A 14,990-nucleotide genomic window follows, 5' to 3' on the forward strand; every position below is an offset into this window, starting at 1 on the left:
TAAATGAAAAAAGGCAATATCTTTATAAAGCGTCCGGCGATGGCGGTTTCCGTTTCAATCATAATGTTGGTTGCCGGAATCATTTCGCTGTTCACGCTTCCGGTGGAACAATACCCCGACATTGCGCCGCCCACGGTGTATGTGAGCACCAGTTACACCGGAGCTGATGCCGATGCGGTGATGCAGAGCGTGGTGATGCCGCTTGAGGAGGCAATAAACGGCGTGGAAAACATGATATACATGACCTCGAACGCCTCCAACGACGGTTCGGCTGAGATTTCGGTCTACTTCAAACAGGGCACCAATCCCGATGTGGCTGCCGTGAATGTGCAGAACCGTGTGGCGCGTGCGCAGGGACTTCTGCCTGCCGAAGTAACTCGTGTGGGAGTGAGCACGGAGAAGCGTCAGAACAGTTTCTTGAAGATTGCTGGTCTCACTTGCACCAACGGCAAGTACGACGAGAACTTCATTTCCAACTATTTGGAGATAAATGTGTTCCCCCGGTTGAAGCGCATCGAGGGCGTGGGCGATGTGCAAGCCTACAGCAGCACCTACGCTTTGCGAGTGTGGATGAAGCCCGACGTGATGGCACAATACGGTTTGGAGCCTGACGATGTGAACGACGCCATCAACCGGCAGAGCTTTGTTGCGGCGGTGGGCGCGTTGGGAGAGCAGAGCAAAAACGCTTTCCAATACACAATCAAGTATAAGGGCCGTTATGCAGATGTGAAGCAATTCGAGGACATTGTGCTCAAGAACGACAAAGACGGCAACCTGCTGCGGCTGAAGGATGTGGCGAAAGTGGAACTCGGAGCCACCGCCTACAACTTCAAGGGAATAATCGACGGCAAGCCGGGAGTGAGCTTTCAGGTGTTCCCCGTGTCTGGAGTGAACATGACGGAAGTGAACAACAACATCAACAAGGCACTTGACGACATGAAAAAGGACTTGCCCGACGGGCTGAAGTTCGTCACCTTCATGGACACCAACGACTTCCTTTTCGAGTCGATTCACGAAGTTGTGGAGACGCTTGTCATTGCAATTCTGCTCGTGATACTCGTTGTCTACTTCTTCTTGCAGGACTTCAAGAGCACGCTCATACCGTCGCTTTCCATCATAGTGTCGCTTGTCGGCACGTTCGCCTGCCTGAAGATAGCCGGATTTTCCATCAACATCCTCACGCTCTTTGCCCTTGTGCTCGCCATCGGAACGGTGGTTGACGATGCCATCGTGGTGGTGGAAGCAGTGCAGTCGAAGTTCGACGCAGGCTACAAGTCGCCTTATCTTGCCACGCGCGACGCCATGAGCGACGTCACGATGGCGGTGGTTTCCTGCACGCTCGTGTTCATGGCGGTGTTCATCCCCGTCACCTTCATGGGCGGAACGGCAGGCGTCTTCTACACACAGTTCGGCATAACCATGGCCACTGCGGTGGGTCTTTCTATGGTGAGCGCCCTCACTTTGTGCCCGGCATTGTGTGCACTGCTCATGCGCCCGGCATCGGGAACTAAGGGAGCGAAGAGTCTCAACGGCAGGGTGAAGGCGGCTTACAACGCCACTTACAGCGCCTTGCTCGGCAAATACAAGCGTGGCGTGATGTTCTTCTTCCGTCGCCGGTGGACGGCATGGACGGCTCTCGGCATCGTGGTGGCGCTGTTTGCCTACCTCATCAGCACCACGCGCACAGGACTTGTGCCTCAGGAGGACAAGGGATTAATACAGATGTTCGTTTCGGCTTCGCCCGGAACCTCGATGGAGGAAATGGGAAAGATAATGGAACGTGTGGAGAAAGTGGTGAACCAGCAGCCCGAAGTGGCAAGCTATGCACGCATCGACGGTTTCGGAGGAGGCACGGGCTCGTGCTACGGTGCGCTCTACATAACGCTGAAAAAGTGGGGAGAACGCAAGGGAAGCGAGCACAGCATAGGGGCGGTTATCGGCCGTATGCAGGCCGGAACGGAAGCCATAAAGGAAGCCACGGTGTTCTGCATGGAGGACGCAATGATTCCCGGCTACGGCGAGGGCAACGCCATCGACCTGAATTTGCAGGATCGCACGGGCGGCGATGCCAAGGTGTTCTACGACAATGTGCAGCGCTTTCTCATGGCGCTCAACGACCGTAAGGAGATTGCAATGGCTTTCTCGTCTTACAGCATCAACTTTCCGCAGTACGACATTGATGTGGATGCGGCGAAGTGCGAGCGTGCCGGTTTGTCGTCGCAGCATGTGCTCGACGTGCTCGGCGGATACACCGGCGGCACTTATGTGAGCAACTTCAACAAGTTCGGCAAGGTCTACCGCGTGATGTCGCAGGCTTCGCCGGAATACCGCACCGACGAGTTTGCACTCAACCGCATCTTCGTGCGCACCGACGACGGCATGGCTCCCATAAGCCAGTTTGCCTCGCTCCGCAAGACGGTGGGCGCAGAAGGGGCGAGCCGCTTCAACCTTTACAGTTCGATTGCGGCAAACGTGGATGTGGCAGAAGGCTACTCCACGGGCGAAGCGCAGCGCGCCATCGCCGAAGTGGCAAAGCAGACGCTCCCGTCGGGCTACTCTTACGAATACGGCGGCATTGCCCGCGAGGAGGCGGAGCAGGGCGGCGCGTCGACAGTTGTGGTCTACGGACTCTGCGTTATGCTCATCTTCCTCATTCTTGTGTGCCTTTACGAGAGTTTCCTTGTGCCGTTTGCGGTGATTCTCAGCGTGCCGTTCGGACTGATGGGAAGTTTCCTCTTCGCACGCATCTTCGGTTTGGAGAACAACATCTATCTTCAGACTGGTGTCATAATGCTCATCGGTCTGCTTTCCAAGACGGCCATTCTTATCACTGAATACGCCTCGGAGCGCCGCCGCAAGGGCATGGGCATTGTTGAGGCTGCCTACAGTGCGGCCGTGGCGCGGTTCCGCCCGATATTGATGACGGTGATGACGATGGTTATAGGAATGCTTCCGCTCGTCTTCGCCTCGGGGGCGGGAGCCAACGGCAACCGTGCTTTGGGCACCGGAGTGGTGGGTGGACTGCTTGTGGGCACGTCGGCATTGGTTTTCGTCGTCCCCTTGTTCTTCATCGTGTTCCAGTATCTTCAGGAGAAATACGTGAGAGGACCGAAGCACGAAGAGGCTGATGTGCAGACGGCGGCGGAGCATGAATCGTTTATGAGCATAAAAAACAATGAAGATGAAAAATAATCGTTATACATTGGTCAGTGGCGCGTTTTGTGGTATTGCGTTGTGCCTTTGCACCTTGTCTGCGCCCGAAGTTTCGGCACAAACGGCAACCGGCGTGGTGGCACCGACCGATGCCGCTGAAGGATATTCGTTCGACGGCGACTCGTGGCGCAAGGTGTTTGCCGACAGTCAGTTGCAGCGGCTGATAGAGTGCGGACTCGCCCACAACACCGACCTGAATGTGGCGCGCCTGCGCATAAGCGAGGCTGAGGCCACGCTCAAGTCGGCACGCCTTGCCAACCTGCCTTCGCTTGCATTCTCGCCAAGTGCCGGAATAAGCAGTTTCGGCGGCGAACGTGCGTCGAAGACCTACTCGCTGCCGTTGCAGGCAAGCTGGCAGATTGACTTGTTCGGCAAACTGAAGAACGCCAAAATGCAGCAGAAAATGCTCGTGGAAAGCAGCAAGGCTTATCGGCAGGCGGTGCAGGTGAACCTTGTGGCGAGCATAGCACGCGAGTATTACAATTGCGCCTTGCTGCATGCGCAGCTGTCGCTTGCGCGCCAGTCGGTTGATGTCTGGAACGAGACGGTGAGGACTATGAAGGCTTTCATGGAAGAAGGACAGTACACCGATGCCGCCGTTTCGCAGGCGGAGGCGAGCCGTGAGCAGGTGAAGGTGACGGCAGTGGACTTGGAACAGCAGATTCGCGAGAGCGAGAATGCCATGAAAAAGCTTTTGGGCGACAGTGCAAATACCGTTGTTATGGCATTCGATGCCGACAGTTCGGGCGGCGGCAGGAGTCTGCTTCAGAGTGCTTCGGAGTCTATGGGTGCCGACATTGCGGAGGGGCAGGGCATCGCCTTGTCGCGCCTGTCGGTGCGCCCGGACGTGCGTCAGGCCGAAATGAACTTGGCGGCGGCAGCTTATGCGGTGAAAGAGGCAAAGGCGGCGTTCTATCCTTCGCTTACCCTTACGGGTACGGCGGGGTGGACTAATTCGGCTGGCGTGATAGTGAATCCTGCCAAGATGCTCTTTGAAGCGATAGCTTCGCTCACGCAACCGATTTTCCAAAACGGACGGTTGAAGGCGGACTTGAAGATAAAGCAGTCGCAGCAGGAAGAGGCGCGCCTGCAATTTCAGCAGGCTCTGCTAAATGCAGGAGTGGAGGTGAACGATGCTTTGACGCAGGTGCAGACTTACAACGGAAAGTCGGCATTGCTCGACAATCAGGTGAAACTGCTTGAGCGCACCGTGAAGTCCACCCGTTTGCTGCAGCAGAATGGCAGCAGCAACTATCTTGAGGTGCTCACGGCGCAGGAGAATCTGCTTTCGGCGAAGATGACCGTGTTGCAAAACTGCTACATGAAGGTGGCTTCCTTGATAGCCCTCTATCAGGCTCTGCCGTAAGCTTCGCGTGGCGGTGGATGCCGCAGTGCGGCAGAAGCTGAATTGAGTGTGAAAACCGGCAGTATTTTGCCGCTTTAAAAACAAGGCTTGTTTGGAACGCAAACAAGCCTTGTTTTGATTGCAAAGAAGTTCGTTTTGCAGAGCAAACAAGGCTTGTTTTTGAATGGGGTGGAATATGGCTTGATTAAAAGTGAAAAAAGATGGTTATTTAATCACCCATTCCGTGAAATTGGCTTCGTTTTCCACGTTGAAGTTTATTCCCACCTTAGTCACAGGTTTGCCTGCGTCTTTGTAAGCGTCGGCATAAGCCTTTTCTTCAATCTGCCGCATGGCTTCTTCTGCCGAGCCGTTTAATTTCGTTTCAATTACATATATGCGGTTCGATGTTTCGAGCACGGCATCGATGCGTCCCTTGTGGGTGCGCACTTCCACCTGCATGCGGTAGTTGGTGAGAAGCGAGAACATTATGTAGAGCAGTTGCTGGTAGTGCCCTTCATATTTCGTGTTGTCGCAATAAGGAACGGTTGACAGAAAATCTTTCATCAGCCGCAGGGCGCCGTCCATGTCGTCGCGGTTGATGAGCGAAGCCATCTTTGCCACGGCCGTACCGCCGCGCCCTCCCTTGTTGCCGAGATATTTTGGCAACAGAGATTGGAACAGTCCCACACGTATTTCCTTGTTGGGTATGCCGAGATGATACACTTCGCCAAAAGCGTCGAAATTCTTTATTGTTAGGTACCCGCTCTGATAAAGCAACGGAGTGAGCGACTCCATGTTCTCTGTAGGAGCGTCAAATTCGGGGCGGATGGCATCAACCCCTTCGCCTATGTCCGACGGAATAACGCCGAATTTCGGCACAGTTGCAAATATCCGTGGCTTATTTTTGTAGTATAGGTCTATATTTTCTTGTTTAATGCTTAAATGTTTATAAGAAGCATTACCTTTGCACTCATGAGTAAGCAATCAGCATTTGACTATAAGATTCTGGCAAGTTACCTTCTTCCCAAAGGCATACTTGAGTACTTCGACGTTACATCCGTTAACGAAGACCACACTGGCATTATTGAAGAGACTGGTAATGAGCGCGTCCTTCTTCACATCTATCTTGACGAAAAAGATGCACGGGAAGAAGAGTGGCACGACCTTAAGCCCAATGGTTTCACGGAAAGCCGTCAGGTTAACGACTTTCCTATCCGTGATCACAAGGTCGTTCTTCATGTCAGACGTCGCAGATGGTTAACGGCAGAAGGCAGAAACATAATCCTTGACAGGTACTCGTTGCTTGCTGATAACACCAGCTACTCTAAGGAGTTTGCTGATGTCTTAAAAAAAATATTTGGATACCTACCCGATAACGGCCCGCTCGCTGGGACTATACTTTAAGGTAGATGGCAATAACCTGGAGCGTGCTTACAAGGATCATCTGAGCGGTTTCCGTAATTGGGAACAAGCCAGTCATGCAGAGGACTGGGTGCTGCATCCTAAGAACATAGGCAAACGGCTGGGCATTGACGAGACCATGCTTCACAAGGACCTGATGACATTCTTGACCAACAAAGAAGGGCATGGCAAACGTCACACCTTAATAGCAGCTGTAAAAGGCACTAAGGCCTCAGACATTATCAATGTTCTTATGCAGATACCGCAGGAACAGCGAGAGCAGGTCGAGGAAGTTACCATGGACTTCTCTGACAGCATGTTTGCTGTCGTCACAGAAGCCTTTCCTAATGCAGCCATAGTCATTGACTGCTTCCATATCGTCAAGCGTTGTATCGAAGCAGTGGAGGAACTCCGCCTCAAAGCTAAACGAGAAGCACAGAAAGCACAAAACAAGGAGAAGGCCATGTTCAAAAAGAAACTTGAACAGCTGGTAAAGAGCCGTAAATACTACCGCAAGAAACATCCAAAGAAATACAAAGGCAAGAAGCGGGGACGCAAGCCACAGAGGTTGAACAAACGCTTCAGGCCAACCATGCTTGCCAATGGCGAAACTGTCATAGAACTGCTGACAAGAAGCAAGTATCTGCTGAGTGTGAGTGGTGAGAAATGGACTGACAGGCAGAAAACACGTGTTTCGGGATGTTCCCAAAGATAAAGGAAGCATATACTTTGATTTGTAGCCTAAGAAGCGTGTTTAGCAACAAGTCTATCGACCGGGGTACTGCTAAGGTTAAACTGCATGAGTGGTATCAGAAGGTATCAGCTTGTACGTTGCGTGAAGTAAAGGCTGCAAGGGATGCCATCAAGTACAAGGAAGAAGAAGTACTAAATTACTTCATAAACAGATCAACCAATGCTCATGCTGAATCTCTTAACTCTAAGTTGAAAGGCTTTAGAGCACAACTACGCGGTGTGCAGGATTTACCTTTCTTTATGTTCAGAGCGTCTATGATCTTTGGATAACATGATTATATTGCCACGGACTTATGCAACTGTGCCGATAAGGAACAGCAACGCCGTTTGCTTCTTTGGCAGGATTTTATACAACGTAACAAGGAAAAAATCAAGTCTTCCTTGGAAGTCGGTATGCGCTCGGAAGGTTTTGCTGACGATAGTTTTGATGAGTTCTATGCCTTGTTAGACAAGGACTATCAGCCACAAAACTTCTCTTACTTTAAACCTCTTACCCAGTCACTCTTTGTTTCCAACTTGAGTATGGATAGTGTCAATAGAAGATATAATGTAGTTAATGTTCTTTCCGTGAAGGATAACAACGTGAGTAAAGTGGAGGATGTCTTGGATTCGCATGATAGCTATAGCTTTGATGTGGACAGTATGAATAGTGCTATCGCCAATCACTTGTCTAACGACTTCAACTATATCGGCTTTGCATGCGGATTCATAGTGTTCTTTTTCCTTTGGCTCTCTTTTGGTAGTATCGAGTTGGCAGTCCTCTCATTTGTCCCTATGGCAGTGAGTTGGTTGTGGATATTGGGTATTATGGCTTTGTTCGGTATGCAGTTCAATATTGTCAATATCATTCTGGCTACCTTCATCTTCGGTCAGGGCGATGATTATACAATCTTCATGACTGAGGGTGCCATGTATGAGTATGCTTATCGTCGCAAGATGTTGGCTTCTTACAAGCATTCCATCATCATTTCGGCATTGATTATGTTTATTGGAATCGGTACTTTGATCGTAGCACGTCATCCCGCACTCCATTCGCTTGCAGAAGTAACAATTGCCGGTATGTTCTCTGTAGTGCTAATGGCCTACATTTTCCCACCACTCGTATTCAAATTTTTGGTGCGACACAATGGCGAATATCGTAAACGACCTGTTTCAATGATGCCTCTTATCGTTATGGGATTGTCTTCATTTGTTTTTTTCTGTCAGTTGACAACAGTTTATGTAAGAGGATTTTTGACTTTATGCTTGTTAAAGCCTACGGCAAATAAGAGGAGACATTTCCATAGATATGTACAGCGACTTTATCAGTATAATCTTACGCATATACCTACAGTTAAATATCGTGTGGAGAACACTTCAGATGAAGACTTTGAACAACCTGCCATGATAATTAGCAACCATCAATCAATGTTGGATGCTGCTGTTTTTATGGCGCTGAGCTCCAAAATAGTAATCATTTCCAATAGGCACCCAAGTAACAATTGGGTAGTAAAACGTATTTATCAATGGTTGGGCTTTGTTACCCTATCAAAGGATATGAATAAGAACCTCTCTGCTCTTAGGGAACGTGTAAAACAGGGATATAGTCTTGTCGTATTTCCCGAAGGCGAACGAAATTCCAAGTCTTCTATTATGCGATTTCATAAAGGTGCATTCTATATAGCAGAACAATTGGGATTGGATATTGTGCCTGTGTTCTTACATGGTTTGAATGATGTTTTACCAAGAAATAGCTTTGCGGTGTATGGTGGAAATATTACAGTAAGTATACGTGAGCGCATTTTGTTGAATGATGCTCGATGGGGAGATGGATATGTACAGCGGACAAAAAATATACATAGGTATTATGTTGAGGAGTATGTTAAAATGGCTTCATTGATAGAAACTTCTCATTATTATCACAATTTACTGCTTGACCGCTATCGATATAAAGGAACGGAAATATATCGTGCTGTACAGAACAATCTAAAGAAGTATAGCAACTTTTCTCAGTGGATAGATGGAGTTGTAACATCTTCCAATGTTCTTGTCTTCAATCATAGCTTTGGAGAATTCGCACTTCTTTACGCCTTGGTGCATAAGAATATTATAGTATCAGTATATGAACCTGATGAGGAAAAATCAACATTGTTGTTCTATTGTTCAGAAGGATTAGTTCCTAATTTAAAAATACATAAGACAATAGATGTTGCAGAAATTAAAGCGGATAAATGTCAGGTATTTATGTTTGATATGCCCGACAAGAGTTTAGAGGAAACTAGTAATATTAAAGTTATAAGCGTATGAAAAACATGTTTATATTGTCATTTATACTATTCTTGCTTTCTTCCTCGGTTTGTGGTCAGACCGCAAAGGAACAAATGCCTTTAATAGGCGAAGACAGGTCTGTCACATTCAAATATCGTAATTCTGAAGAAAAGAATGTGATAGTAGAAGGATCTTTTACGGAAGCAAAAAATATGGCATTAATAGATCGTACATGGATTTTACATGTTGATTCTCTTCCATCGGAGATGTATACATACAGTTTCTATGATGGTGAAAAAAAGTTTTTGGATCCATGCAATCCTAATGTAGTACGTGATATTACTGACACCTTGAATTATTTTATTGTCGACGGATTCCCGGGATCTTATTATAAAAAGCAAAATGTTCCACATGGCAAAGTTCGTCAACTTTGGTATCCTTCATCATTCAATGAGAATATGAAGCAACGTCGTTTGTCTGTCTATCTGCCGGCAGACTATGACGTGAATCTCAAAAAGACGTATCCTGTATTGTATCTCTTACATGGTACTGGTGGTGATGAAATGGCATGGCTTGATATGGGTCGTTTGTCTCAGATAATGGATAATATGATAGCACAAGGCAAGGCAAAGCCTATGATTGTAATTATGCCTAACGGAATCGTAGATTTGGATGCTGCACCAGGACAAAGCCCTTATATGCAAGGAAAAGCAAGTCGTTCTAATGTATCTTCATGGATGGGGCGAACAGAAAAGGCTTTTTCTGAAGAAATCATACCTTTTGTAGAAAAAACGTTTAGGGTTGAGTCTGACAAGCAACATAGAGCTATTGCCGGTCTTTCAATGGGAGGGCTACATACAATAGCCATTTCTGCTAACAATCCAACGATGTTTGATTATGTAGGTTTGTTCTCGCCCCAATCGATAAATCCATTGACTGACAAAAATATTATGCACATACAAAAAGTAAATGCTCAAGTTGAGAAGATTAAAGACAAATTACCAGATTGGTTGAAGCAAAAATATGAGAAGGGAAAAGATGTTGTTGAAGATGTAGATGTTTATCAGAATTTAGACAACAAACTAAAAAATCAGTTTAAAACTCCTCCTCAACTTTATTATATTGCAATTGGGAGGAAAGATCCTTTAAAAACTTTCTTGGATAAATTTCGCAAGCGCCTTTCTAAACAAGGAGCTACATATCTGTATAATGAAACAGATGGAGGACATAGTTGGGAAAATTGGCGGAAATATTTATTGGATTTTTTACCTCGTATTTTTTAATTATTAACTATTATGACAATGAAAGAAATTATTCGACAGACACTGGAGAATGTGTTGCCTTTAGTAGATTTAGACTCTGATTTTTTGTTTCAAGAGCTTGATTCGCTTGGAATAACAACAATTTTAATGACACTTTCTGATATGTATGGGATAGAACTTAACCATTCAGATGTCACTCCAAAGAATTTTAGAACACTTGATAGTCTTGTTGAGATGGTACAAAAGAAAATAGCTGAAAAATGACGATAGAGGATAAATTGCGTTCGCATGCAACGTACAGCCCAGAGAAGATAGCTTTAAAATGCGAGGGAAAATCATATTCGTATTCAGCATTATTTAAGGCCGCATGCCTTAAATCAATTGAATTAGGGGATGTTACACGAAAAATGGTACCAATCGTGGCAACTTCTACTTTTGATTTTATTGCATCTTATTTTGCAATCCATCTTGCAGATGCTGTAGCTGTGCCCTTAGATAAAGAATTACCGTCCTGTAAAAGAAAGCAACTTATAGATACTTTTTCTGGAAAGATTGCTCCAGAGGGTGTGGCTGATATACTCTATACAACAGGTACAACAGGAAAATCCAAGGCAGTCATGATAAGTCATGAAACAATTATGGCTGATGCGGAAAATTTGGTTGAGGCACAAGAGTATGATGGTGATTTAACATTTATCATCAATGGACCTTTGAATCATATTGGTAGTTTGTCGAAAATCTATCCCGTTATTTACACAGGAGGAACAATCCAGTTGATTGATGGAATGAAGGATATTAACCGTTTCTTTGAGGTAATAGATGATGCGAATACCAAGGTGGCAACCTTCTTGGTTCCAGCTTGCATACGTATGCTCTTGACTTTTGCGAAGGATAAATTGACATCGTATGCTAATAAGATAGATTTCATAGAAACGGGAGCTGCTCCCATGCCATTAGAAGATATGCGTCTGTTGTGTCAAGTTTTGCCTCAAACCCGACTTTACAACACCTATGCATCTACAGAAACAGGCATTATTTCTACTTTTAATTATAATGATGGCGAATGTTTGGCAGGTTGTTTGGGAATGCCAATGAAACGATCCTCATTTTTCATTACAGACGACGGTGTCGTTGGGTGTAAGGGAAAAACACTTATGATGGGATATTGGAACGATACGGAAACAACAGCAAAAGTACTAAAAGATGGTACCATTATTACAGCAGATTTAGGGTCTATAGATATAAAAGGTAGGTTACGTCTGCATGGACGAAGTGACGATGTTATAAACGTTGGAGGTTATAAGATTGCTCCTACAGAGGTTGAAGACATTGCATTGGCTTTTTCTGGTGTGAAAGATTGCATTTGTATCGAGGCTCCACATCCTGTTGTTGGAAAAGTATTCCTCAAATCCGCAACCTATAGGGTTTAGTGGGATTTTGCTTGCAAAGCGACAAAATTCATTTTATTGTACATATTTCTTGCACAACAGAAATGTCGCAGACACAAAATCCCCTTACCCCATAAAGCGACTTGAGGTAATACGCTGGTTTAACCAGAAAAGCATGGTCTTTAACCAAAGTCTGTCTTGAACAGGTTGGCATAAGCATTGTTGTCTGAGTAAATGTTCAATACATGCCTACGTGATGTCTTAATCCATTTCGCAGGAACAGAGATGAACTTGAAAACAAAGGTCTTGATTCTGCTGGTGGCACGCAATCCAAATTCATGGGTTTTCAATCTCTGCATAATAGCTTTGTAGAAGTTTCTGATGAGAGCTGTCATAAGCAGGAATACAGTATTCTGTGCCATGAACGATTTTGGCAATCGATTCCAGCCAAAGCCATTGTTCATGTCATCGAAGATGCGTTCCTTGCCACCACGAAGATTGTAGAATTCCACGATGTCTCTTGCACTCGACTTGTAATCGTTAGTCAGTATACATCTGTAGGTATATTCGCCTTCCCAAATGTCAAGGTATCCATCTATTCGCCTTTGTCTCTGTATGACAAGACGATACGGTTTTCCTTTCCATTTCTCAACAAGGATAGAATTCAACTCAAACTCAATACCGTTGATTTCAACAGTTTTCCATCCAGTTAAGGCAAACATGGAATCGTAGAAAGAAGAGCATCTGTTGGCACGAATATAAAAATGCCTGCAATGAGCCTCTACCATATCTACGATTTCCTCCGAACATGAGCCGCAATCCATGCGGGCACGAGAAATATATATTTCCGAAGCCTCCAATCGCTTGAAGATTCTTTCCAAAGTCTCTCTTTGGTTGAAGCGCACGTTTGTGTTACCGTCTCTATTTTCAATACCGACAATCATGTCGTTAATGACTGCCACCCCTGGACTATAGCCCAAGAACTTCTTGTAGGTTGGTTTTGCATCATACTTCTCTGTTTCAATGAACTGATGGTCAAAGTCAAAATCATACTCTTGACCGGATTTCAATTGACCAGTAGCAAGCAGGGCATTGACCAGTAAGCAGTTCATCTTGTCTGCAGTATTGAAATCATAGGATTTGCCAGAAGCAGACTTATAGGTGATGCTCTTAAAAGTCAGTTCTTCGATAGCACGTAATATGGTGTCTGCGCTGCAAGTGCGAAGAGTTGGATGAAGAGACAAATGTTTCATCAGGTGAGTTGTAACATCCTCAATACATGAGCCACCACAAAGATATACGCACATCAGAGAGCGTAGAATCTCGCTATATTGATAACCAAACATAGTGCATCTCAATCCCAAGGTGGAATCTATGGTTTGAGCTAAAAGAGCATCAAATTGCTCCATAATCGAAAAAATTCCCCCAAAAGGAGTGAGTTTCTCAGATTTTATTTGTATCTTTGCCATGTCATATTAGAGTTTTGCTTGTCTTCTTTTCGCAACACTAAGGTAAGTGAAAATTCTGACATGGCAAAATCCTGGGTAACTTTTTGTTGCTCAGGCACTTATAAATAATGTTAAATATAGTGTTGCGGAATTAAGGGTATTGAAACTGTTGATTGTACCAGATGTCGATTATAATCGAAAGAATCTGGTGAATTACCTCAAATCTAAATTAGAATCTCATAAAGTTCCTGTATTATATGGTGAGATTGCTGAAGTGCGGCGTACATTTAATGGAAAAATCGATCGCAAGAGTTATCGATAAAAAATTAGATTTTGAAAAGGATGGCGGGATTGATACTCCTGCCATCCTTTTTGCATGTAAGGTGTAGGTGACTACCTGTACTACGACCGGTATCGCCTGTGACTCCAACAATTATACCGGGATAAACATATTCTCCTTTACGAACTATGATAGAGGATAAATGGCAATAGCTGACATGATAATTGCCATGCCTCAATGTAACATAGTTGCCAGAACGATTGTCATACCCTACCTTTTCGACAATACCATCCATCATGGCATAGGCAGGTTCGTTCTTCGCACGAAGATCCAAACCGTTGTGCCATGATAGTTTACCTGTGAAAGGGTCACGACGATAGCCGTAAGGGCTGGTGACTTTGATTGATTTCAGTGGATAAGTGATGCTTGGATAGCTACTTGTCCACTGTTTTTGTTTGTTATCCACCGAGTGTGTTTCCTGTTGTGGTAGATTTGCAGTGACGGAATCTACCTGATTGTTTACAGGAAACAGAAACTTCTCCTCCACTTTCTTGACTTTGTAACGGCATACGTTGTCTCTGACGGTATTGAACTGCGCCTTTGCACTCGATACCGCCAGACAACTTATTACCCATAATGCCACTATTTTCCATTTCATGGTGCAAAGTTAGGGAAAGAAATCAAGAGTGATACACGATGCTGTAAAAGTATAACATAAAATAAGATTAAAGTATGATTGAGAGTATGAAGTAATGATATAATCATAATAAAACGGAAAAGATTGGGCAGAAGAACGTAGGCTTTCTTGTATTCATTACTCTTGGGCTATCTTTGCATGGCTATATGCAAAGTATCATTCAAAATATAATCAGAATATGAAAAGAAACTCATTTGAAGAAAGAGAAGTGCCATATCAGACACTCGCTAAGTTCGGTCTTACCCATGAGATGATAGAAGACCTGCCGATGCATGCCTTGGAGGACATCAGCAATGGGCGTCCATCGCCAGTATTGCCTGTGAGCATGGAAGTAAACGAGGGTTACAGAATCAAGAGTAGAACCCGATTCGCCTTGGTAAGAATGGCAGATGGAAACGTGGATGTGATGTTCTATCCTGTGTTGAAGTACGCCCCATTGGATAACTTCACCAAAGAGCAGCAGGAACTGTTGCAGCAAGGCAAGGCTGTGGTGGCAAATGTGAATATGCCCGATGGCAATCCTATCAAGGCATTCGTACAGATTGACGGTGAGACCAACCAAGTGATGGCTGTGCCGACACCAGTGATTGGCAGAAACCTACAGGTGCTGTCCGACGAACTCAGTCTTGGAGGAACGGAGCTAAAGAGCATCCAAAATGGCGAGGCACTGACATTTGCCGTAGAAGACGAGCCTGTGACTGTAGGCATCGACCTGAAGAGCGATACTGGCATCCGCTTCACCAACGGCGATGGTGACCAGTGGCGCAAGGAAGGCAAGCGAGAGTGGGACAAATACACCTTCGGCATCTATGGCTGTTGGGTAATGGATGATGACGGTAATCTTGACTATGTTCCAGAGGAGGAATATACCGAAGAACTGTGGAATGAGCAGAAAAAAGCAGCTGGAAGACATGCTTCTGCCGTTGCAAGAAAGTAAAGTGAAACATCAAACTTTG

The 14,990-nt window shown here is 45.5% G+C and carries 13 protein-coding genes; 10 read left to right on the top strand and 3 right to left on the bottom strand.

The features are described from left to right. Nucleotides 1-3: 3 nt before the first annotated feature. Nucleotides 4-3,192 carry an efflux RND transporter permease subunit gene (locus ONT18_RS10440; RefSeq protein WP_264905424.1) on the top strand — a complete coding sequence of 1,063 codons (3,189 nt, stop codon included), beginning with the start codon at nucleotides 4-6 and terminating at the stop codon, nucleotides 3,190-3,192. 94 nt (nucleotides 3,193-3,286) lie between these two features. Next, complete coding sequence (locus ONT18_RS10445) at nucleotides 3,287-4,579, top strand: TolC family protein (protein ID WP_264905426.1); 1,293 nt, start codon at nucleotides 3,287-3,289, stop codon at nucleotides 4,577-4,579. Nucleotides 4,580-4,783: 204 nt separating this feature from the next. Here the strand turns inward: ONT18_RS10445 and ONT18_RS10450 are convergent, their stop codons facing one another. Then, nucleotides 4,784-5,245, bottom strand: coding sequence for a PD-(D/E)XK nuclease domain-containing protein (locus ONT18_RS10450; protein ID WP_264905428.1), 462 nt, complete (start codon nucleotides 5,243-5,245; stop codon nucleotides 4,784-4,786). 285 nt (nucleotides 5,246-5,530) lie between these two features. Between ONT18_RS10450 and ONT18_RS10455 the strand changes: the two genes are divergently transcribed. The 7 genes from ONT18_RS10455 (at nucleotide 5,531) to ONT18_RS10485 (ending at nucleotide 11,651) form a co-directional block, all read left to right on the top strand. Continuing rightward, the gene (locus ONT18_RS10455; RefSeq protein WP_260849721.1) at nucleotides 5,531-5,962 is read left to right on the top strand and encodes an ISAon1 family transposase N-terminal region protein; all 432 of its coding nucleotides are present in this window, start codon (nucleotides 5,531-5,533) and stop codon (nucleotides 5,960-5,962) included. Beyond that, on the top strand, nucleotides 5,916-6,674 hold the full coding sequence (locus ONT18_RS10460) for a transposase (RefSeq protein WP_264905431.1): 759 nt from the start codon (nucleotides 5,916-5,918) through the stop codon (nucleotides 6,672-6,674). Before ONT18_RS10455 ends, ONT18_RS10460 begins: the two co-directional genes overlap by 47 nt. Further along, complete coding sequence (locus ONT18_RS10465; RefSeq protein WP_301331982.1) at nucleotides 6,659-6,982, top strand: transposase; 324 nt, start codon at nucleotides 6,659-6,661, stop codon at nucleotides 6,980-6,982. Before ONT18_RS10460 ends, ONT18_RS10465 begins: the two co-directional genes overlap by 16 nt. A 111-nt stretch (nucleotides 6,983-7,093) precedes the next feature. Continuing rightward, on the top strand, nucleotides 7,094-8,998 hold the full coding sequence (locus ONT18_RS10470; RefSeq protein WP_264905435.1) for a 1-acyl-sn-glycerol-3-phosphate acyltransferase: 1,905 nt from the start codon (nucleotides 7,094-7,096) through the stop codon (nucleotides 8,996-8,998). After that, nucleotides 8,995-10,242 carry an alpha/beta hydrolase-fold protein gene (locus ONT18_RS10475; RefSeq protein WP_264905437.1) on the top strand — a complete coding sequence of 416 codons (1,248 nt, stop codon included), beginning with the start codon at nucleotides 8,995-8,997 and terminating at the stop codon, nucleotides 10,240-10,242. Before ONT18_RS10470 ends, ONT18_RS10475 begins: the two co-directional genes overlap by 4 nt. 18 nt (nucleotides 10,243-10,260) lie before the next feature. After that, nucleotides 10,261-10,485, top strand: coding sequence for an acyl carrier protein (locus tag ONT18_RS10480; RefSeq protein WP_264905439.1), 225 nt, complete (start codon nucleotides 10,261-10,263; stop codon nucleotides 10,483-10,485). After that, complete coding sequence (locus ONT18_RS10485; protein ID WP_264905441.1) at nucleotides 10,482-11,651, top strand: class I adenylate-forming enzyme family protein; 1,170 nt, start codon at nucleotides 10,482-10,484, stop codon at nucleotides 11,649-11,651. Before ONT18_RS10480 ends, ONT18_RS10485 begins: the two co-directional genes overlap by 4 nt. Before the next feature lie 140 nt (nucleotides 11,652-11,791). Here ONT18_RS10485 and ONT18_RS10490 read toward each other — a convergent pair whose 3' ends face one another. Together ONT18_RS10490 and ONT18_RS10495 are read right to left on the bottom strand one after the other, a co-directional pair. Beyond that, on the bottom strand, nucleotides 11,792-13,078 hold the full coding sequence (locus tag ONT18_RS10490; protein WP_264903518.1) for an IS1380 family transposase: 1,287 nt from the start codon (nucleotides 13,076-13,078) through the stop codon (nucleotides 11,792-11,794). A gap of 305 nt (nucleotides 13,079-13,383) precedes the next feature. Beyond that, complete coding sequence (locus tag ONT18_RS10495; RefSeq protein ID WP_264905443.1) at nucleotides 13,384-13,995, bottom strand: M23 family metallopeptidase; 612 nt, start codon at nucleotides 13,993-13,995, stop codon at nucleotides 13,384-13,386. Between the two features lie 217 nt (nucleotides 13,996-14,212). On the opposite strand from ONT18_RS10495, the gene ONT18_RS10500 reads away from it, so the two are divergent. Further along, nucleotides 14,213-14,971, top strand: a complete 759-nt coding sequence (locus ONT18_RS10500) for a DUF4099 domain-containing protein (RefSeq protein WP_264905445.1) — start codon at nucleotides 14,213-14,215, stop codon at nucleotides 14,969-14,971. The last annotated feature ends 19 nt before the right edge of the window (nucleotides 14,972-14,990 follow it).

Origin of the sequence: Segatella copri (assembly GCF_026015295.1) — a bacterium.
GTDB classification, from domain to species: domain Bacteria; phylum Bacteroidota; class Bacteroidia; order Bacteroidales; family Bacteroidaceae; genus Prevotella; species Prevotella copri_C.